Consider the following 19,964-nt stretch of genomic DNA (forward strand, 5'->3'; position numbering starts at 1 on the left):
ATGTGACATTTTTCAGGGTCAATGGTAACTTGCCGCGGACTACTTGGGCCAAAGAACCCAAAGCCGCAACGGCTGTTTCAAACGGCCGGCCAACTCGGCCGCCGACGGACTCCAACCGGCAAAATAATCGGCCCGCACCGCCCCCACGATGGCGCTGCCGGTGTCCTGCGCCAGTACCAGTTTTTGGAGCCTTGCCGTGGGGCCTGGTGACGCCAGCCAGACCGGTGTGCCATAGGGAATACTGCCGGGGTCCACCGCAATGGAGCGTCCGGGTGTCAGCGCCACGCCCTGCGCGCCTTTGGGACCGAAGGCGGCATCCAGATCCGACAAAATTTCTTCACGAAAAAACACCGTGCGCGGGTTGCTCCACAGTAATTCGTTGACGCGGCCCGGGTTTTGCGCCACCCAGGCCTTGATGGCGGGCCATGAGGCATCACGCACCGCGCCTTGGTCAAGCAACCAGCGACCGACGCTTTTGTAGGGCTGGTCGTTGGAACCGGCAAAGGCCAGTCGCACCACGGTTTGCGTGCCGTCAGGCTGGGTGATGCGCACGCGCCCGGAGCCCTGAATCTGCAGCACCAGCGCATCAATCGGGTCGGCCAGGTAGACGATTTCACGGCCCTTGAGCGCCGCTTGCACCGAGGGCTGGGTGTCAATTTCCTGGCGCGTAAACCAGGGCTTGCGCTGCGCCAATCCGAGCGGCGGCTGGTACAGCGGCACGCTGAAAGCGGCACTGGGTGTGCGGGCGCCTTCCAGCACCGGCTCAAAGTAGGCGGTGAGCAGCCCCTCGGCACTGCCCGACAGGGCATCGACCCGGTACGGCTGCAGCCGCGCCACCAGCCAGGCCCGCTGCTCCTCGCCGCTGCCAATGCTCAAGCGCCGAACCTCGCTGCACAGAGGCGCAAACACCGGGCCGGGGCGCTCACAACTTTTAACCCAGGCATTCCAGGCCTCATGCAGGGCATCGTCGTCAAAACCTGGCAATTCGGCCCAACGCACTGGCGTCCAGCGACTTTTGGCTTGTAAAAGGGCGCCGGGCAAGAGGCTGGTATCGCCCACCACCACCGGTTGAGGCGCGGCCACTTCGGGAACGGAGGGGCGATCGGCAGGTGTCTGCCTCGGGGCACTGCCGCAAGCCACCAGCGTCCCTACAATCAGGCCGATCAAAACGGGATACAGGAGTCGGTTCATGCGTTTGCTCTTGCTGGAGGCTCTGGGGGCCTTGCTGTTGCTGGTGTTGATTGTGTGGTGGACCATGTTCTCGGGGCGCGACCGGGGCGAGTTACCCGCCGCCAAGGCCGACAGTGACTCAACCACCGGGGACTTGGCGAAACAGGTTGACCAGCTCGACCGCTGACTTGACTTCCATTTTCTCGAACACGCGGGACCGGTGCACCTCGACCGTTCTGATGCTGATGTCGAGCCGGTCAGCAATTAATTTATTGGGCAAGCCTTCCACCACCAAGGCCATCACATCGCGCTCGCGCTCGGTGAGTTCGGCTTGTCGCTCCTGCAGACGCCCGGTTTTTTGATGCTTTTGCAGGTAGGCGGCTGACTGCGCCAAGGCCTGCACCACGCGGTCAACCAGGGCATTGTCGGAGCAGGGTTTTTCACAAAAATCAAACGCCCCGCGCTTGACCGCATCCACCGCTGTGGGTACATCGGCATGGCCGGTTAAAAAAATCACCGGCATCGACTGCTGCAAGCCGCGCTCAATCAGCCACTCAAACAATGCCAGGCCACTCAAGCCCGGCATGCGTACATCCAGCAAGAGGCAGCTGGGCTGGTTGATGACCGCACCCTTTTCAAGCTTGCGCTGAAAGTCTTCGGCACTCTCGAACACTTCGCTGGCCAGGCGCCGCGAACGCAGCAGCCATGCCAGCGCTTCACGCACGCTGGCGTCGTCATCCACGACAAAAACCTGGGATTCGATCAAAGGCAACATGCGCCGATGTTATGCCACAGCGCGCAACGGCAGGGTGAAAACAAAAATAGTCCCCTGCGGCCAATTGGGCTCAAAAAGCAGCACTCCACCGTGCTGTTCCACCACCGTACGACACAAGCTTAGCCCCAAGCCCATGCCTTCGGCCTTGGTGGTGAAAAACGGGTTGAACAACTGTTGTTGCACCTCCGGCGTCATGCCGCTGCCCACATCCGCCACTGAAAACTCCAGCCATTTCCGGGCGCCCTCGCCCGGGGCACGGCGGATCGTGAGCTGCAAGACCCGCTCCACAATCGCGGGCTGGTCCATCGCCTGCATGGCATTGCGCGCCAGATTCAGCAAGATTTGCTCCACCATGGTTCGGTCGCACACCACTGGCGGCACCTCAGGTTCAATCTCAATCTGCACCCTCACCCCTAATTTGCGGGCCTGCAGATGGATCAGGGGCAGGATGGCGTCAAGCAGCACTTGCGGTGCCACCACTTCGCGTACCTGGTCGCGCCGACGCACAAAGTCATGCACGCTCTTGATAACTTTGCCGGCCCGCTCTGCCTGCTGCGCAATGCGCTGCATCGCCACCTGCAAATCAGGCCCATGCGCCTGCGCCGCGTTGGCGCCGTCTTGCAATAAATTGAGCGACCCGTTGGCATAACTTGAAATGGCGGCCAGCGGCTGGTTCAGTTCGTGACTCAGCAGCGACGCCATCTCGCCCACCATCGCCAGCCGGGCGGTGGCCTGCAACCGGTCCTGACTGGTACGCGACAACTCCTCAACACGGCGCTGTTCGCTGATGTCCAGGAACGCACTCATCCAGCCACTTTGTACGCCCTGGGCGTCAATCAAGGGCGCTTCGATGATGAGCACCGGAAAGCGCGATCCGTCCTTGCGCATGAAGACCGACTCAAAACCTTCGCGCGGCGGCGCGGTACCGGCCAGTCGAATAGTCTGGCGCTGCTGGTACTCATCTATGAACTCGGGGGGCCAGTAGGGTGCGGGCATGTGCCGCCCCAACAACTCATCCTCCGAAAAGCCCACCATCTGGCAAAAAGCCGAGTTGACATAGGTGGTGTGCCCCTGCAAATCACGCGCCCGCATGCCGGTCACCAGCGAGTCTTCCATCGCCTTGCGAAAGGCCAGCGCATCGGCCAGATCGTGTTCGGCCTTGAGGCGCCGTCGCATGTCCCGGCCCAGCAAAGCCATCACCAAGAGCAGGCCCAGCGACATGGCTGCCACCAGCGCGGTGAGCACATTGGGAAACAGATCGGGCGCACCGCGCCAGCTGTCCATGCGCAACACCAGGCTGGTGCCGGGCAAGTCCACCAATTGCTGCACGGAAAAGACCCGGCTACCGCTGCGGGTGGCGCGGCGCATGGCCAGCCGGGTGCCATCGCCTTCGGTGAAGGCGATTTCGTCATTGCGTCCGCCTTGGCGCGCAGGAATGGCGTCAAGCACCTCCTGCAAGGCGTAGGTAGCCACCAGATACCCTGCCGGCTTGCCGCCGCTTTGCAGCGGCAGGCACAACTCCATCACCTGCATTCCGAGTCCATTGGCGAAGGGAACGAAATAACTGCTGGTGTAGGCCGGGCCACTGAAGCGGTGGGCCGTGGCACAGGCCAGCGCCACTTCCGACTGGGCATAGCTGCGGCCCCGGTGATCAAACACCGGGGTGCGAAAGGGGGTGTCGACCTGTGAAAGCAAATGCAAGTCGTTGCTGCGCCATTCCACACGCACCAACTCACGGTGCTCGCGCAGAAAACCCGCCGCATCGATGGCCCAGGAGTTGGGCGATGGGTCGCTGTATTGCAAGGCTTGCAAACTTTGCACGTTGCGCGTGAATGCAGCCCGTACATCAGCCACGGCTTCGGACGCGTCGCGCTCCAGACGACCTTGCACTTGGGCGGCCTCATAGACCCCGGCCAGCCAGACCAGCATCGCCAGCATCGCCACCACCAGGAGTACAAGCGCGGTCCAGAGGGTCCGACGTCGGGACAAAGGCAGGGTGTTCACGGGATGTTGCTGGCGGGCGCTGCCTTGCGCTCTACCTTGGTGACTTTGGGGTCGGTCCAGGTGCCATCAATGTGAAACTCCTGAGTGGCCGCCTCACTCAGGGGGCGGCGCAAAAACATCTGGGCCAAAAAGGTACCCAGCCCGATCGCCGGATTGATGACGGTGGCAATCAGCGAGGCGGTACCGGCATTGATCTCTGGCACCACCACCACCTTGAGGTCTTGTGTTTCCTTGCCAATGTCAGCCCAGCCCTCCATCAGCACGGCGGCATTGACGCCCTTCATTTGCAGATTATTGGTTTTGGCAATACCTTGCTCAATCGTGAGATCGCCGCGGAAAAAGTCAAACACAAAGCCTTCGCTGAAGACATCCCGAAAATCCAGCGTCAGGCGGCGCGGCAAGGCCTGCAAGCTCAACACCCCCAATAATTTGGCAATGCCGGGGTCGGCTTTCAAAAATTGCCCCTCTTCAACATTCACCGTAAAAGCGCCGGTCATGGACGGGTAATCCAGTGTGATGGGCGACCCCATCCAGGCCACTTGACCTTCCATCTTGCCGCGCCCTTTGCGAACCACGCCCTTCATGCCAAAGCGAGACAGGAGCTCGCCGCCATCCGTGATGTCGAGCTTGAAATTCATCACCGTGCGACGGCGATCAGTGGCGCCACGAGCGATCGGCGAGCCCACCGCCGCCCAATTGCCGCTGGCCGTCAGCACCGCTTCGGGGGTGATCAGGTTGAACTTGTTCAAGCGCCACTCCCGCGCCGCTGTCCCGGCACCCCGGTTAACGGCCTCGACCTCAACCCGCCCGACATGTTTGCCACGCAACTCAAAATCTTCCACCACGATGTCGAGCGCCGGAATGCTGGCGGGCTGCTCCTCCAGCAGGGCTTCCACCTCCTTGGCGGCGCCAGGCGCAATCGTCAACCGGGCCAGACGGGCATAGACGCGCCCCGCCCCGGTGTCTGACGGTTGCCGGTATTCCAGGTAACCGTTCAACTCGGTGGCCTGCAGATTAGCCTTCCACAAGCGGCCCTCACGCGTACCCCCGACCACCACGTTGTGCAGTTTGCGTCCACCAAAGCCCAATTCCAAGGCCCGCACCGCAAGACTGCTGGGCAGGTAGCCCTGGGAGGCCGTGGTGGCCAGCGAGGTGCCTGCCACCTGCGACAACACGGCGCCCCAAGTATCCAGATCGACGCCGCTCAAATTGATGTTGGCAGCCACCCCTTCTGAAGGCATGGGCGCTGACTCTTGCGGCGACAGACCCACCGCCATGCTGCCGCGCAGCACCCGCGGCTCGGGTCCGGACAGGTCGCGCACATACACCACCGAGGCGGCGCGACCCAACTCCAGCGTCAACTGGTCCTGCAAGCGCAACGCGCCTCCCGGCCCGGGCAGCAAGGACTCGCGCACCAGTGCGGTTTCAAGCCGCAAGGGCAGCGCGGTTTCGGCGCTTTTATTCAAGGGCGCCGGCAGGCTCAAGGCCAGGCCTTGCAGGTTGCTGGTCACCAGCAACTCCGGTTCACCCTGGCGAAACCCCAGCACCGCCGTGTAGGCCGCACTGCCGCTGGTGAACTGCGCCAGTCGGGCCAGCGGGGCGATCTCCCGGGCCAGTCGTAAACCTTCCGCCGTGGCGGTGCCGCTGGCCCGGATCACGATTGGCGGCAGGCCCCGAGCGCCATTGCTAGCAGTCTGTGCAACGGAACCACCCTCCAGGCGTGTGTCACCACCGAGCATGCGCGCCTGGGCGCCCACCAGTGAAAAACCAGTCTCCGAAAAATTAACCACACCCCTGCCACGGGTCAGTTTGGGGGCTTCCGGGATGATCTGAAGGTCGTTGTTGTTGAGAGTGACACTGCCTTGCACCAATGATTTTTCAATGTCGGCAATCGGCAACACCAGCTTCAGCTTGATGTCGGCCGCGCCATTGACCACGGCCCGCCCCAGAGCTTTGCCGGTCATGGCTGCCAGCGGCGAGCTGTTGACAATGCCCAGCCCCTCGGCCAGCGGACCCTTCACTTCGGCATTAACGGTCACCGTGGCATGGTTCAAATCGGGAATCACCGCCTCCAACTTGTGGACCTGCAAGCCATTGGCAGCCCCCATGCGGGCACGGGCCGCGCGAACCTGAAGCTGAGCCCGGTCAATCACCAGCTCGCCATTGAGTTGCGTCAACGCCGGCCAAGGCGGGGCGCCAGGCGACTGGATGCTGGAGGGCACGTAGGCCAGAGTGGCATTTTGAACGTCGGCCGAGACCCGGAACTCGCCCAGCTTGGGGTCGGTAAACGGCATGTTGTTCAGATCGCCCCGGACCTTGAACTTCACCACGCTGGCACTGCCGGTCAGCAGGGCGTCGCGCACATAGTCGCGTACCGGCTTGTGAATCACGGTGGGCAAATAACGGAACACCCGGGTGCCGTTGGCGCGACTCAGACTGGCCTGCAAATCCAGTACCCCTGGAAAACGGCCGTGCGAAGTGGACTTGGCCGGGTCGCTGGTCTCCCACTTGATCTGCGCTTCGCCTTGTGTATCGGCATTGCTGAAGGTCAGGTTGGGCAGTTGCACCGCAATGCGCTCGCCATTGATCTGCCACTGGACCTCGGTCGACATCAGGGTGATCGGGATCACCGGCTCTTCAAAAAAACCGGGCAAGTCCACGGCGCCGTTGGCCAGGCTGATGCGAGCCTTGCCGGACGACTGATTCAGGTCAAAATCAATCGTGGCGCCCGAAATGCCAGGCGTATCGCCCACCACCGCCCACTGAAACTGACTCACCAGGCCCTTGACCGCGTACTGACTCACCGCGCTCATGGGGCCCTGCCAACTGGCCTGAATACGTTCCACCAAGCCTTTGGGAGCGTAGGTCAGCAATTGGGCCCGCACCGGCGCATCCATGGGCAAACGGTTGGCGATCTGGGCCAGGGCGGCCAGGTCCAGCTTGTCGGCTTTGATCTCACCGCGGGCCGCGATCTTGCCCTCAGCGCCGAGGTAACTCACGCTGACATTGCCGCCCGGCCAGTGCAAACCGTCATGGGTGTCAAACTGAAGTCCCTGGGTCGAAAACTCAAAACCTGCGGCCAGCACCTTGCCTCCCAGACGCCCGCGCACTGATGCCAGTTCAAGGGCCTCCAAATCAGGGCCCAGCGTGACATTCACCGCGGCCAGAGCCACATCGGCCACGGCGCCCACCACCTCGCCCTGGCTGACATCGACCCAAGCCGTGACCGCACCATTGCCTTGATGAAGATCGATACCGACATCGGCATGGCGACGCAGTTCGGACAAATCGACCCGCGCAAACTCCGCATAAAGCTGGCCCGTCCAATCCTGCCACTGACTTTTGCTGCGCGACAGCAAAGGCTGCGTAAATTGGCCGCGCAAACTGAACCGCTCGCCCCACAGCACCGGCGGCGTGGCATCCAAGCGCAGATCGTGGCGCCGACCCTTGTTGCGTACCACCAGCTCCACCTGCTTTAGCGCCAGCGTGGGCGCTGCCCGCAGTTCATCGGTCCACTGGAGGGTCCCGTCATGAATGGCAAATTCGAGTTGTGAAAAAAACCACTCTGCCGCCCCATTTTCAGAGCTGCCGGGTTTCGAAAAATCCAGTCCAGCGACAAAAATCTTGCCCGTGCGGTCACGGCGAACCGTGAGTTCAGGCCGGTCGATATACAACTGTTCAAACCCGAGATTAACGAGTGAACGCGGTGACAGGGCGATCAGGATGCGCGGCAAACTCAAGGCCGCCCGACCTTGGGCATCAATCAACTGGACATTGGTGAGTTCGATCGACGGGATCAACCCGGTGGAAGCCGCCGTGATGGCACCGATGCGCACCGGTACACCCAACACCTGCGTGGCCTTGGCTTCAAGCTGCGGACGAAACTCGCCGATACGCGGCACAATCAGCCAGTGCAAAGCGCCCCAGGCCAGCAAGAAAACAAGCCACGCAGCCAGCAACAAGCCCAGCGACCAGCGGGCGACGGTTGTCATTGTTTTCAGCAGTGTTGAAGGGGCAGGCGTCAAGTCGATCATTGGAACTTGGAAATATGACAGGAATTATCACCGGCACCGCAATGTCCTCATACTCGCGTTTTGGTGTGCGCATTCGACGTCGCTTTGAGAGTCAGCTGCACTTGCTGGCACCGGGCCTGCCGGACCAGACCACCATGGCCCAGACCTTCGCGGCCTTGAAAACCGGGGGTTATGACACCAGCAGCGCCTTGCGCACCACGCGCCAACTGGTGCTCGAGCGCCTGCTGTGCCTGGACTGCGACCAACAAGCCCCGCTGCGCCAAATCACCCAGGCCATGACCGACCTGGCCGAATTCGCCCTGATCACGGCCTGCGCCGAAGTGCAGCAGGCGCTGGACCTAGCCCACGGCCGCCCCATGACGCCCGAGGGCGTACGCGCCCAACTCTGGGTTATCGGCATGGGCAAACTCGGCGCGCGCGAGCTGAACGTCTCGAGCGACATCGACCTGATCTACATCTACGACCAGGACGGCGACACCACGGGCGATGAGATCGGGCGCGGTCGCCTGTCCAACCAGGAATACTTTGCCAAGGCGGTGCGGGCTATTTATGCGCTGATTGGCGACGTCACCGAGCACGGCTTTGTGTTTCGGGTCGACCTCGCCTTGCGCCCCAACGGCAACTCCGGACCGCCCGCCGTGTCGCTGGGCGCACTGGAAGAGTACTTGCATGTGCAGGGCCGCGAGTGGGAGCGCTTTGCCTGGCTCAAAAGCCGGGTGGTGGCGCGCATGGGCGACCCCGGCGATCTCACCTCCAAAGGTCTGCGCAGCATCGTGATTCCGTTCGTGTTCCGGCGCTACCTCGACTACAACGTGTTTGACTCGCTGCGCATCCTGCACCGGCAAATCCGGGACCATGCCAGCAAACGCAGCGCCGGCCACCCGGAGCGGGCCAACGATGTCAAGCTGTCGCGGGGTGGCATTCGTGAAATTGAATTCACCGTGCAACTGCTGCAGGTGGTGCGCGGCGGCCAGTTTCCGGAACTCCGAACCCGCCCCACCCTGAGTGCACTGCCCCGACTGGTCAAGGCCGGCCTGATGCCGCCAGCCACGGCGCAATCGCTGGCCGAAGCCTACGACTTTTTGCGCCGGGTCGAGCACCGCATCCAGTACCTGGACGACCAGCAAACCCATGTACTGCCCACCCAAGACCAGGACCTCGCCTGGATCGCCCACACCATGGGTTTTGCCACCTCGCAAGAACTGCTGCACCAGCTCGACCGCCACCGCGAAGGTGTGGCGCAGGAGTTTGATGCGCTGCTCGGTGGCGGCGCCGAAAAAGGCTGCAAGAGTTGCAACGGCGCCAAACCGGCGGCAGCCCCCGGCTTTGATGAACTGCTGACGCAATTGCCCGCGCAATTTCAGGCCCGGGTCGCGGCCTGGCGCGAGCACCCCCGGGTGTTGGCCCTGCGGGAAGAGTCCCGCACCCGCTTGATTCGCCTGATTGCACGCACGGCGCAATGGGTGAGCGAAGGCAAAGTGACCGAAGAAGCCGCCGTGCGCCTGGCCGACTGGATAGAGCCGCTGCTGCGCCGCGAAAGCTACCTGGCCATGCTGCTGGAACGCCCCAACGTGCATGAACGGCTGCTGCGCCTGCTGGGCGCCGCCCGCTGGCCGGCCCGCTACCTGCTGCTGCACCCCGGTGTGATTGACGAGTTGGCCGGGGTTGAAATGCTCGATGAACGCTTTATCGCCGCCGAGTTTGAGCACGAACTCGACCACCGGCGCGCCTCCCTGGCCGGCACCGGTGAAGACGACGACGAAACCCTGCTCAACCTGCTGCGCCGCGCGCACCATGCTGAAATATTCCGCACGCTGGCGCGCGACATCGAAGGCAAGATCACGGTCGAACAAGTGGCCGACGACCTGAGTGCCCTGGCAGAAGCGGTGTTGCGCATCACCACCCGCTGGTGCTGGGGCCTGCTGAAAAAGAAACACCGCGAAACCCCGCAATTTGCCATCATTGCCTACGGCAAACTGGGCGGCAAAGAGCTCGGCTACGGCAGCGACCTCGACATCGTGTTTGTCTATGACGACGAAGATGACAACGCCTCAGAAGTCTATGCCGCCCTGGTGCGCAAGCTCATCAACTGGCTTACCGTCAAAACCGGCGAAGGCGATTTGTACGAAATTGACACCGCGCTGCGCCCCAACGGCAACGCCGGTCTGCTGGTCACCTCGTTTGACGCCTACGCCAACTACCAGTTGCAACGCGGCTCAAACACCGCCTGGACCTGGGAACACCAGGCCATGACCCGCGCCCGCTTCGTGCTGGGCGACGACACTTTGCGCCAGCGCTTTGATGCAATTCGCAAAGCCGTCATCGCGGCCCCGCGCAACCCGCAGGAGTTGAAGGCTGAAATCAACGCCATGCGTGAAAAAGTGCGCGCAGCCCACCCGGCCAAGGGCGACCCGGCGCACGAACTCTTTGACGTCAAGCAAAGCCCTGGTGGCATGTTTGACGCCGAATTTGTCATGCAATACCTGGTGCTGGCCAACGCCACGCAGTACCCCGAGTTGATTGACAACACCGGTAACATCGCCCTGCTGGAACGCGCCGAAGTATTGGGCTTGCTGCCCCCCGGTGTCGGGCATGCGGCCGCCGGCGCCTACCGCGAAATGCGCCGGGTGCAGCACCGCGCCCGCCTCAACGAAGAACCCACCACCGTCTTCATGCCTGAGTTGCAGACTGAGCGCGATGCGGTGCTGGCGTTATGGCAGACGGTGTTTGGCGCAGTGTCACACTGATTTTTTTCTCACCGTGCGGGCCGCTGCCCGCACGCATCACCGTCAAACCGGTCCCTTATGAACGCTTTCAAACTCAAACCAATAGCTATTGTTTTAATAGCTGCTTGCGCAATAACGACGGGGGCTATAGCCCTATTTGCCTTAAAAGACAAAGCCCCCACCAAACCTGCCAGCCAAGCCACTGCGACCGCCAAACCCGCCCTCACCGTCACCACGACACAGGCACAGATGAGCACCTTGCCGATCACGCTGACGGCCAATGGCAACGTGGCGGCCTGGCAGGAAGCCAGCATTGGCACCGAAAGCAACGGCCTGCGACTGGCCGAGGTGCTGGTCAATGTGGGCGATGCGGTGCAACGCGGCCAGTTGCTGGCGCGGTTTGCCGATGACAGCGTGCAAGCCGACGTGGCGCAAGCGCGCGCGGGCGTCAACGAAGCCACGGCCAACGCGGCCGAGGCCAGCGCCAACGCCGACCGGGTGCGCACGCTGATGACCACCGGCACCTTCAGCGGCCAGCAGATCAACCAGTATTTGACCGCCGAGCAAACCGCAAAAGCCCGGGTCGAGTCGGCCAAAGCGGGTTTGGCCTCACAGCAACTGCGCCTCAAAAACACCCAGGTATTGGCGCCTGACAGCGGCGTCATCTCCAGCCGCAGCGCCACCGTGGGCGCGGTGGTGATGAACAGCACCGAGTTGTTTCGGCTGATTCGCCAAGGGCGGCTCGAGTGGCGCGCCGAAGTGACCTCGACCGAGTTGGGCCGCATGGTGGTGGGCACGGCCGTCACCGTGACGTCTGCCAGTGGCGCGCAGACGCAGGGCCGGGTGCGCATGGTGGCGCCCACCGTCGACCCGCAAACGCGCTCCGGCCTGGTCTATGTGGACTTGCCCACAGCCGCCAAAACGGCGGGCGACGCAGGCTTCAAGGCCGGCATGTTTGCGCGCGGCGAGTTTGAGTTGGGACAGTCATCGGCCTTGAGCGTGCCGCAGCAGGCGGTTGTGGTGCGCGATGGTTTCGACTACGTGTTTCGTCTGAATGCGGACCAGCGCGTGAGTCAGGTCAAGCTGCAAATTGGCCGGCGCGTGGCCGACCGGGTGGAGGTGCTGAGTGGCATCGGGCCTGCGGACGTGCTGGTGGCCAGCGGCGCCGGGTTTTTGAACGACGGTGATCTGGTTAAAACGGTGGCGGCGGCCTCTGTGACGGCACCGGCTTCAGCCCCGGTCGCAGCCCAAAGTTTAGCGCCAAATAGCCATCTAGCCCCCGTAACACCTGCGCAAGCAGCTATTAAATAAGGAGCGAGTGTGAATTTTTCCTCGCTCTCCATCAAGCACCCGGTGCCCGCGATCATGCTGTTTGTGCTGCTCTCGCTGGCGGGCATTCTGTCGTTTCGCGCCAGCGTGGTGCAGGACTTTCCGGACATCGAATTGCCCATCGTCACCGTCAGCGCGGCACTCTCGGGCGCGGCCCCGGCGCAGCTGGAAACTGAAGTGGCGCGCAAGCTCGAAGACGCAGTTGCCACGCTGCAAGGCGTGAAGAATATCTACGCCAAGGTGCTTGATGGCGAGGTGACCGTCACGGTCGAATTCATCCTTGAAAAACCGATTGCCGAAGCGGTGAACGACGTGCGCGATGCCGTGGCCCGCGTCCGCGCCGACCTGCCTGCCGATGTCCGCGACCCCTCGGTCACCAAAGCCTCGACCGCCGGGCGCGTGGTGCTGACCTTCACCGCCACCGCAGCACAAGCACCCACCCAGCCGGGCACGACTGGTCACGCCAGCCAACTCGACGACCAGGCCCTGAGTTGGTTTGTTGACAACACCGTGGCCAAGCGCCTGCTCAGCGTGCCGGGGGTGGGTGCCGTTAAACGCATGGGTGGCGCCAGCCGCGAGATACGGATTGAGTTGAACGCCGACAAGATGGCGGCACTCAACGTGTCGGCCATCGACGTGTCGCGTCGCCTGAAACTGGTGCAGCAGGAAGCGCCCGGTGGCCGCGGTGATGTGAGCGGTGCCGAGCAGTCGGTGCGCACCATTGCCACCGTCAAAACCGCGGCTGAGTTGGCGCAACTCGACATCCCGCTGGCCGATGGCCGCCACCTGCGGCTCGACCAGGTGGCGCAGGTGCTCGACACCGTCGCCGAGCCGCGCTCGGTGGCCACTCAGGATGGCCGCACCGTGGTCGGCTTTGAAGTCTTCAGAACCAAGGGCGCCAGTGAAATTGACGTGGCCCAAGGCGTGCGCACCGCGGTCGCCGAATTGCAGTCAAGTAACCCAACCATCGCCTTGCAACAAGTAATCGACAACGCCGCCCCGGTGGCCGAGAACTTCAAGGGCTCGATGGAGTTGCTCTACGAAGGCGCACTGCTGGCAATCCTCGTGGTGTGGTGGTTTCTGCGCGACTGGCGCGCCACGCTGGTGTCGGCCGCCGCCTTGCCCCTGTCGGTGATTCCTACCTTTTTGGGCCTCAAGTATTTTGGCTACACGCTCAACACCGTCACGCTGCTGTCGCTTGCCCTGGTGGTCGGCGTGCTGGTGGACGATGCGATTGTCGAGATCGAAAACATTGAGCGCCACCTGCGCATGGGCAAGTCACCCTACCAAGCCGCCATGGAAGCGGCTGACGAAATTGGCATGGCGGTGATTGCCACCACCTTTGCGCTGGTGGCGGTGTTCCTGCCGACCGCCTTCATGGGTGGCGTGCCGGGCCTGTTTTTCAAGCAATTCGGCTGGACCGCGGTGCTGGCAATTCTGGCGTCCTTGATGGTGGCGCGGCTGCTCACGCCGATGATGGCGGCCTACATTTTGAAACCACATAAAAATGCGGCCCATGACGACCCCACCGCGGCCTACCATGAAGCACCGGATGGCTGGCTGATGGCGCGCTACATGCGCACCATGCGCTGGTGCCTGAGCCACCGCGCCCTCACCATGACCGGGGCGGCGCTGTTTTTTGTCGGCTCGATCGCGCTGGTGCCTTTGCTGCCGACCGGCTTTGTGCCGGCCGCTGACCGGGGCCAGACCCAGATCAACATCGAACTGCCGCCCGGCAGCACGCTGGCCGAGACCCGCACGACGGCCGAACGCGCCCGCCTCGCCGCCATGGCGGTGCCGCACGTCAAGAGCATCTTCAGCTCGATTGGCGGTGGCTCCAGCGGCGATGCGTTTGCGCCCGGCGCCTCGGCCGAAGCACGCCGCGCCGTGCTCACACTCACCACTACGCACCGCACCGAGCGGTCCGCCAGCATGGCCGATATTGAAGCGCAACTGCGCCAGAAAATGTCGGACATTGCGGGCGCCCGTTTCACGGTGGGCCCGCCGGATTCAGGCGTCAAGATGCAACTGGTGCTCAAGAGCGACGACGCCGTGACGCTGCTGGCCACGGCGCAAAAAGTGGAACGCGAGCTGCGCACCTTGCAAGGCGTGGGCAACGTCAGTTCCAGCGCTTCGCTGGTGCGCCCCGAAATCATCGTGCGCCCCGACGCCGCCCGCGCTGCCGACCTGGGCGTGACCGCGGCCAGCATCGGCGAAACCGTGCGCGTGGCCACCGCCGGCGACTACGACACCAGCCTGCCCAAGCTCAACCTGTCTGAGCGCCAGGTGCCGATTCGCGTCAAGCTGCCGGAGGCGGTGCGGGCAGATCTGGCCACACTGGCACGCCTGACGGTACCCGGCAAGATGGGCGCGGGCGGGGTGCCTAACCCGGTGATGCTGGGCAACGTGGCAAGCCTCAGCATGGAGAGCGGCCCGGCCCAGATTGACCGCCTGAACCGCAGCCGCAACGTGACGCTCGACGTCGAGTTGGGCGGCCGCCAGTTGGGGGAAGTCAACACCGAGGCACGGGCCTTGCCGAGCCTGAAAAACCTGCCACCGGGTGTGCAGATTGCCGAGCTGGGCGACGCGCAAGAGATGCAGGCGCTGTTTGCCAGCTTCGGTATCGCCATGCTGATTGGTGTGCTGTGCATCTATGGCGTGCTGGTGCTTTTATTCCATGATTTCATGCAACCGGTCACCATCCTCGCCGCACTGCCCTTGAGCATGGGCGGTGCGTTTGTCGCACTGCTGCTCACCGGGCGGGCACTTTCCATGCCCTCGATGATCGGCCTCATCATGCTGATGGGCATCGTCACCAAGAATTCGATTTTGCTGGTGGACTACGCCATTCTGGCGCGCGAGGCTGGCAAGAGCCGCTTCGACGCGCTGGTCGACGCCTGCCACAAACGCAGCCGCCCGATTCTCATGACCACCATCGCCATGGGTGCGGGCATGATGCCCCTCGCCCTGGGCTGGGGCGCCGACCCGAGCTTTCGCTCACCGATGGCGATTGCCGTCATCGGCGGGCTCATCACGTCTACGTTATTGAGCCTGCTGGTGGTGCCGGCCGTGTTCACCTACATCGACGACTTGGCCAACCTGATCAAGCGTGGGATGGCGTACTTGCGGGCTTGACGGCCTGGTACAGGGCGCGCACCAGATCAGACTGCGTAATGAGCCCCACCAGCCGGTTGTCTCCGTCTATCACGGGGATGTGCTGGTGGCCGCCGGTCGAGAACAGCGGCACCAGATCTATCGCGTGGCGCTGCACGCTGGCCACTTGAACCTTGCGCGTCATGATCTGCCCTACTACCTCGGGCTTGTCCGAATGCGTTGACCCGCTGCGCCGGACCATAGCGCGAAAGCGTTGCCCGATGCCGCCCAGCTCATCCAGATCCACCTGACGCAAGAAGTCAGCGGCGGTCACGATGCCGACGATGCGACGGGTCCGGTCCAGCACCGGCAAGGCTTTGAGGTGCTGCTGGCGCATGAGTTTCCAGGCCTCACTCAACGAAGTGCCAAATTGCACTGAAGGCGGATCGCGCAACATGATGTCGGCGCAGCGCAGTTCGCCCAGATGGCGTTGGTAGGAAGCCAGTTCGGCGTAGTGCAGCAGTTGTTCCAGATCGTCGCGACTGACATCCAGCACCTGGTTGTAGTGCGCCAGCGCGTCATCGAGGTCCTTGCTGCTGAAGCGGGCCGCCTCGCTTGGCTTGGGGTCGGAACTGCGTTGTGAGTGAGGGTAGGCTCGCCCCGTCAGGTTGTTGTACACCACGCCGCTCATCACCAACAGGCAGGCATTTGCCAGCACGGGAAACAACACAAAATAGTAGTTGGAGGCATGCAGCAAAACCGCCAGCAAGGCCGTGGCCCCGCCAGGGGGATGCACGCACCTGAACGCTAACATGAGTGCCAGCGAGAGACCCACCGCCACAGAAGCCGCCCCCACCGGATCGCCGATATAAATGGCACAAGTGACGCCGACCAGGGCTGCCAAGGTGTGACTCATCAGCACCGACCAGGGTTGCGCCATCGGACTGGACGGCACCGCAAACACCAGCACCGCGCTGGCCCCCATGGGCGCCACCAGCCAGGTGGCCGCAACAGCGCTGCCACCCCACCAGCGACTCAGCAAAGCAGTGATGAAAATGCCCAAGCCCGCCCCCAAAAAAGCACGCCCGCGTTCTCGGGCATCGACCTGCAAGGGGGCCGCGAGAAATCTCAATGCAATATTTTTGACCGCCCCAAGGCTGAGCGCGACACGCCAGGCGGCGGGTTTTTCATCAAGACTCACGCTAATAATCCTTTGCAAGAAGTCGGAAGATGATACCGACTCCGTCGCAAAAAACAAAACTTATTCCAGCTTAAGAAACTATGGTTTTAATAGCTGCTCACGCAGGTAACACGAGCGCTATCGGCGATATCGACTCACAAAAAATCAAACTGCATTAATGCAACCTACCGGTTCGCTGGTACTCAAAGGCAGGTCGAAAAATTGATCTGCAGGCACCGGGCGACTGAAGAGGTAACCCTGCCCCACTTCGCAGCCAAGCCGGGCCAGAAAATCTCGCTGTTCGATTTCTTCCACACCTTCAGCCACCAGCTTGTGGCCCAGTTTGTGGGCCATGACGACGATGGTTTCAACCAGGATCCGATCGCTTTCGTTGACCATCATACCGCGCACAAAACTCTGGTCGATCTTGATCACAGCGATCGGTAGTTTTCGCAAGTAGGACAAGCTTGAGTAACCGGTGCCAAAGTCATCGATCGCCAGCGTGATCCCAAGCTGGCGAAGTTCATGGAGCCGTTCTATCAATTCCTGGGTGTGCACCAGCAGGGCGTCCTCGGTTATTTCCAGCTCCAGGACGGTGGCGCTCACATGATGCGCATCAAGCATGGCTTGCACTTGAGAAATCATATGGGGGCGGCGCAGGTCGCTGGCATTTTGGTTCACGGCCAGCCGCATGCCAAGTTGCCACAACCCCAGACGCTGCCATTGCCCCACCTGGCGCAGCGATTCATTCAGCACCCACTGGTCAATCGCCACCAGCAAGCCAGACTTTTCGGCAATGGCGATGAACGCCCCGGGCATCACCAAACCATGGCCGGGCCGTTGCCAACGCACCAGCGCCTCGGCTCCGACCAGTTCTCCACTTGCGAGCTTGAACTTGGGTTGGTAATAAACCTTTAGCTCCTGGCGTTCAATGGCGCCCGCCAATTCCGTTTGAATTGAAAATTTTTGGGCATTGTCCTGGCTCATTTGTGCCATGTAGGAGGCACTGCGGTTGCGTCCGGACAGTTTGGCTTCGTACATGGCAATGTCGGCATTGCGCAGCAACAGATCAGGGGTGTCGCCATCTACCGGGAAAATGGCAATGCCGGCTGACGCCATCGGAATGTAGTGAACGCCCTGGCCCAGCATCATCGGGGCCCGCAACTGATCCAGCAGATTGGTCACCACCACATGGGCATTCTGACTATTGGTCATCGGCAACAAAATAACAAACTCGTCCCCGCCCAGGCGCGCCACTGTGTCCTCCGCACGCACCGCCAGTTGGAGGCGTTTGGCAATCATCTTCAGCAACTCATCACCGACCAAATGGCCGAGGCTGTCGTTGACTTCCTTGAAGTGATCAAGATCGATGAACAAGAGGGCGAAGGTTTGATGGCGCCGCTGGGAAAAAGAGATGAGCTGGCCAATGCGGTCGTTGAACAAGGCCCGATTGGGCAAGCCAGTGAGGCTGTCATACGAAGCCATTTTCAACATCTGGGACTGCACGGCACGCAGCGGGGTCAAGTCGGTCTGGATGGCAATGTAATGGATCACCTCGCCCTGTGCATCCAGCACCGCGTTGATGTTGCTCCAGACCGTGTAGTAGCCGCCCGCGGAGGTCCGGTTGCTGATCTCGCCGGACCAGCGTCCCTCCTGCGTCAGGGCTTGCCACATGGCTTGGTAGAAGTCAGCATCCTGACGCCCGGATTTCAGGATATTGGTGCGATGGCCGAGCACCGAGGACTCAGAAAACCCTGATTGTTGGGTAAATGCCGGATTGACCCGAACGATGTGGGTTTGCGGATCGGTCACGATGATGGCTTCCGCCGCCGTCATGAAAACCGACTCGCTCAGCAGGCTCTGGCGCTGCTTGTCCTTGATGTCAGTGATGTCGGTCGAGATGCCGCCCACACCGTAGAGCCGACCCTGCGCATCATGCAAGGGGAACTTGCGCGTCAGGAACGCCACCGAGCCTTGCGCGCCGCCAACATGAAACTGCTCCTCCAGCGTCACCGACTCACCAGTGCGCAGCACCTGCGCATCGGTCTCGGATTGCAGGATCGCATCACGCAAGGGCAGGAAATTTTCACGCTTGTGACCCAGCACCTGGTCCCTTGGACGGCCCAGGAATTTGAGCAGCGGCTGGTTGGCCAGCATCATGCGGCCCGTGGTGTCGGCGGCCGACACCAGGTTGTCACTGCTGTCGAGCAGCCTTGCAAAAATGTGTTGCTCGGTCTCATGGGCAGCCTCCAGGCTGCGGTCCACCAGCAGCACCAGCACATGGTTATCCAGGTGGTAGTCCAGCGACAGTTGGATCAAATGGGCGTCAAGCACACGAGGCTGGTTCTGCGCATCGGTCAGCGTCAGCTTTTGCAGCACCAAGGGGTCACCGTGGCGCACATCGCGCAGTGCCACGTGCAGGCGGGTGCGGTCGTCGCGGCCCAAGCCCTGGAACAGGCGGTTGTCAAATCCCGCCTGCGATTTGCGGGTGCCCAGCAAGACCGCTGCCCGCTCGTTGAGGTTTTCGATCAGGCCTTTGGCTTCGACCACCAGGGCAGGTAGCGGCATTTGTTCAAACATCGACTGGTAGCGTTTGCGCGACAACGCCAGATCTTGCTGGGACGCGCGAAGTTCCTCGTTTTGCAGTTCGAGTTCGATCTGGTAAATGCGCAAATCTTCCAGCAACTTGGCCACTTCGACCGGGATGATGCCGGGCCAGTCAACACTGGATTCCTGGGGTTGCACCTGCGCCTGAGCGCGCAATTTAAGCTGCTGCAACCGCTCGGTGACGGACTCTGGCCTCGCCATCATGCCGCCGCCAGTTGCTGCTGGCGCCACGCTGTGATGTTGATATGACTCACCACGGCGCCGGGCTGCTCGCCACCGACGGTGGACACATGCATGACAAACCAGCGCTCCTCAGTCAGGGAGTGACACGGGTATTCAAGTGAGAAATGGTGACGCTTGCCTTCAAGTACCTCGCGCACACCACGACGCGCGGCACTGGCGGTGTTGTCATGCGGCTCATGCAGTTCCTTGCAGACATCCAGGTAATTGATGCCCGGCCCGGAGTGCGCCATATCGGCATCCCCGTTCTCGATCGCAAAGTGGCGCCAGGCACTGTTGACCAGGGTGATGACGCCATGGGTATTGAGCACAGCAATGTGCTCGGCCAGGGCATCGATGATGTGCTGCAGGCGCGACATTTCGTGCAACGCGGTCACATCCATGAAGGTGGTGACCGCCCCTTTGGCCGACGAGGACGGCACGCTGTAGGGCAGCATGCGCACCAGGTAATGCAGGCCATTGACGCCGCGCACTTCTTTCTCCACCTTGTCGCCATCCTTGAGCGTGCGGCTCAGGTCGGCGATCAGTTCGGGGTAGAGCAACGTGTGGGCCAGGTCGTCCAGCGGGCGACCGAGGTCCGAGTCGCGCAGCTTGAAGATGCGGGTCGCATCCGGGCTGAAACGGGTTAGTTTCAGGTTTTCATCAACGAACACCGTGCCAGCCGGAACCACTTGTGCCATGTTGTCGAGGTCGGCATTGAGGCGATTGAGGATGTCGATTTTTTCCTGAAACTCGGCGTTGACGGTGATGAGTTCCTCGTTGACCGATTGCAATTCCTCGTTCGAACTTTGCAGTTCCTCGTTGGA

General features: G+C 62.1%; 11 protein-coding genes. 4 read left to right on the top strand and 7 right to left on the bottom strand.

Annotation, left to right across the window (positions count from 1 at the left end):
- Positions 1-39: 39 nt before the first annotated feature.
- A complete protein-coding gene (locus WCG50_RS04780; RefSeq protein WP_336898430.1) occupies positions 40-1,257 on the bottom strand; it encodes an MltA domain-containing protein in 1,218 nt (405 codons plus the stop codon).
- Here WCG50_RS04780 and WCG50_RS04785 point away from each other — a divergent pair.
- Positions 1,190-1,357 carry a hypothetical protein gene (locus tag WCG50_RS04785; RefSeq protein WP_336898431.1) on the top strand — a complete coding sequence of 56 codons (168 nt, stop codon included), beginning with the start codon at positions 1,190-1,192 and terminating at the stop codon, positions 1,355-1,357. The genes WCG50_RS04780 and WCG50_RS04785 overlap by 68 nt on opposite strands.
- On the opposite strand, the gene WCG50_RS04790 is transcribed toward WCG50_RS04785, so the two are convergent.
- From WCG50_RS04790 to WCG50_RS04800, 3 genes are read right to left on the bottom strand one after another with little or no spacing between them, the layout of a single operon-like run.
- Positions 1,310-1,945: a response regulator gene (locus WCG50_RS04790; RefSeq protein WP_336898432.1), complete on the bottom strand. Its 636-nt coding sequence runs from the start codon at positions 1,943-1,945 to the stop codon at positions 1,310-1,312. The two genes, WCG50_RS04785 and WCG50_RS04790, sit on opposite strands and share 48 nt — an antisense overlap.
- A 9-nt stretch (positions 1,946-1,954) precedes the next feature.
- Positions 1,955-3,949 (bottom strand): PAS domain S-box protein, encoded by a 1,995-nt coding sequence (locus WCG50_RS04795; RefSeq protein ID WP_336898433.1) that lies wholly within the window; start codon positions 3,947-3,949, stop codon positions 1,955-1,957.
- A complete protein-coding gene (locus WCG50_RS04800; protein WP_336898434.1) occupies positions 3,946-7,941 on the bottom strand; it encodes a YhdP family protein in 3,996 nt (1,331 codons plus the stop codon). Before WCG50_RS04800 ends, WCG50_RS04795 begins: the two co-directional genes overlap by 4 nt.
- 56 nt (positions 7,942-7,997) lie before the next feature.
- On the opposite strand from WCG50_RS04800, the gene glnE reads away from it, so the two are divergent.
- From glnE to WCG50_RS04815, 3 genes are read left to right on the top strand one after another with little or no spacing between them, the layout of a single operon-like run.
- A complete protein-coding gene (gene glnE / locus WCG50_RS04805; protein ID WP_336898435.1) occupies positions 7,998-10,730 on the top strand; it encodes a bifunctional [glutamate--ammonia ligase]-adenylyl-L-tyrosine phosphorylase/[glutamate--ammonia-ligase] adenylyltransferase in 2,733 nt (910 codons plus the stop codon).
- Between the two features lie 57 nt (positions 10,731-10,787).
- Entirely contained in the window at positions 10,788-12,020 is a 1,233-nt protein-coding gene (locus tag WCG50_RS04810) for an efflux RND transporter periplasmic adaptor subunit (protein ID WP_336898436.1), read from the top strand.
- A gap of 9 nt (positions 12,021-12,029) precedes the next feature.
- Positions 12,030-15,173 carry an efflux RND transporter permease subunit gene (locus WCG50_RS04815; protein WP_336898437.1) on the top strand — a complete coding sequence of 1,048 codons (3,144 nt, stop codon included), beginning with the start codon at positions 12,030-12,032 and terminating at the stop codon, positions 15,171-15,173.
- On the opposite strand, the gene WCG50_RS04820 is transcribed toward WCG50_RS04815, so the two are convergent.
- The 3 genes from WCG50_RS04820 to WCG50_RS04830 form a co-directional block, all read right to left on the bottom strand.
- Positions 15,142-16,269 (bottom strand): HPP family protein, encoded by a 1,128-nt coding sequence (locus WCG50_RS04820; RefSeq protein WP_336898440.1) that lies wholly within the window; start codon positions 16,267-16,269, stop codon positions 15,142-15,144. The genes WCG50_RS04815 and WCG50_RS04820 overlap by 32 nt on opposite strands.
- Positions 16,270-16,476: 207 nt before the next feature.
- Positions 16,477-19,149, bottom strand: a complete 2,673-nt coding sequence (locus WCG50_RS04825) for an EAL domain-containing protein (protein ID WP_336898438.1) — start codon at positions 19,147-19,149, stop codon at positions 16,477-16,479.
- On the bottom strand, positions 19,119-19,964 hold an 846-nt coding region (locus WCG50_RS04830; protein WP_336898439.1), incomplete at its 5' end, for a PAS domain-containing protein. The genes WCG50_RS04830 and WCG50_RS04825, both read right to left, overlap by 31 nt.

Origin of the sequence: Rhodoferax sp., from assembly GCF_037143375.1 — a bacterium.
GTDB lineage: Bacteria > Pseudomonadota > Gammaproteobacteria > Burkholderiales > Burkholderiaceae_C > Rhodoferax.